The organism is Rhodococcus sp. SMB37, assembly GCF_004345605.1.
In the GTDB taxonomy this organism is placed as follows: domain Bacteria; phylum Actinomycetota; class Actinomycetes; order Mycobacteriales; family Mycobacteriaceae; genus Rhodococcus.
On the sequence record NZ_SLVY01000046.1, the window covers coordinates 1 to 1,606 of the forward strand.

At 58.5% G+C, this 1,606-nt stretch carries 3 protein-coding genes; all 3 read left to right on the top strand.

Annotated elements, in window-relative coordinates; translation table 11 throughout:
* Positions 1–240 precede the first annotated feature (240 nt).
* The 3 genes from EV641_RS29065 (at position 241) to EV641_RS29075 (ending at position 1,511) form a co-directional block, all read left to right on the top strand.
* Positions 241–690, top strand: coding sequence for a hypothetical protein (locus EV641_RS29065; RefSeq protein WP_132476972.1), 450 nt, complete (start codon positions 241–243; stop codon positions 688–690).
* Between the two features lie 158 nt (positions 691–848).
* Positions 849–1,073 carry a hypothetical protein gene (locus EV641_RS29070; protein WP_059384860.1) on the top strand — a complete coding sequence of 75 codons (225 nt, stop codon included), beginning with the start codon at positions 849–851 and terminating at the stop codon, positions 1,071–1,073.
* A 135-nt stretch (positions 1,074–1,208) separates the two neighbouring features.
* The gene (locus tag EV641_RS29075; protein WP_132476973.1) at positions 1,209–1,511 is read left to right on the top strand and encodes a hypothetical protein; all 303 of its coding nucleotides are present in this window, start codon (positions 1,209–1,211) and stop codon (positions 1,509–1,511) included.
* The last annotated feature ends 95 nt before the right edge of the window (positions 1,512–1,606 follow it).

The following is a 1,606-nucleotide window of genomic DNA, read 5'->3' on the forward strand; positions in this document are numbered from 1 at the left end:
GCGCTGTGCCCGCACTCGCATCCGTATTCTCCGGTGTGTCACCATGCAAAACCCCAGGTCATCCGCATGTTAGAAGACTTTGACGGCACCCTGGGGTGGTGAATTGACCTGTCAAGACAACTGAGCTGCATTCTCACCTCAACAACCTTGGCCTTGATGTCGGTGCTAGTAGGTTGTTCGACTTCGGTTCCTGATCGCGGATCCCTCGACGGACCGGCACCGTCCTCCGCTCAGGAACCGTTGGAGCAGTTGCCCCGGGCTTCAATCGGGTCGAGTGAAATCCCGCTGCTGGCCGCGTCCTGGCCGGACCGACTCGGCGGCGGCAGCTTCGAACCGGATTTGCCTGTTCAGTGGAACCAAGTCGATGCCGGCGTGTTCGATCTCGATGTCCACACCGATCTTGCACCGTGGGCAGTGATCGTTCAGCGGTTCAGCTCCGTAGGTCCTGACGGTGCGCCGAACGAAATGGAGGCCAACTTCCTACAGTGTTCCGAGGGGCCACCGGCGATGGCCCACTCGGAACACAGTTGCACGTATGCCAAAGGCGAAGGAGGAGTGCGCATACGTGTCGACGCCGATGACTTTCCGTATGTGGTTGTTGCAGTGAACTGGGTAGACCCCGATCAGCAAGACCTAGAAATTGCGGACGCGCCAACCACATCGTGGGGACTCCAGGTCCTCACTCAATGAGTGATCTCAGCCGGGTGGTAGATGAAGAATCCAGTACATCTACCACCCGGCCGGGTAAGTAGATAGTTCGGCGCGGCGGCAGAGGCGTAATGGCGAAATCAATCGACACTGACACTTCACGGCATGTCCGTGTATGCACAAGCCGTATCATTCAGGCAATGAGCACGAACCACGCGTATGAGGTCTACACCCTCGAACTTGGTCCGTACAGCACCCTTACTGAGCTACACCGCGAGTTGTCCAACCAAGCAGCCACCTTCGCAAATGAAGTGTGCGTGAGTGAGGGGGCGGTAGTGATCTCGATCTCGCATTCAATTGTCGAGGCCGAAGGGAAGTGGGTTGCTTCGGTTGCAGTAACCACGGACCTGGACATCGATAACTGAGCAGCGAATGATCCGCGTCGCCGGTCCAGCCGTTCAGGGGCCGAGCGACAACAAAGTCACACACTCCATGTTGTTGTGCGTCAGAGCTCGACCGAAGATGGAGACATGACCGTCGACGCAACCATGAGACCTTCGATGACCCGAGTAATCGCCGTATACGGCTGTTTCGGTCTCGCGCTGGGAGTGCTCGCAACCATTGGATGGCGATACATCGCGCCCTACGGCTCACCCGACTACGCTCCCATCGCCCCCGAGCTCATACCTCCCGGTCAGGAGCAGGGCTTCATGATCGAGGTCGACCACGAAAAGTACATCTCCGGACCATCCTGGTTACCGACCGCGATCACGCTGCCACTCATATGCACCCTGCTCGGCGTCCTGGCTGGCGTACTGGTCGCCACACTCGCCCACCGGCGTCACTGTCGCGGTCGCGCTTAACCTCGCGCTTTCGTGCTGATTGAGCGAGCGGCCGTGTCGAACACAAAGAATGGTGCCCTGAGCTGGGATAATTCGACTTGCTGAGGGTCGAGTTT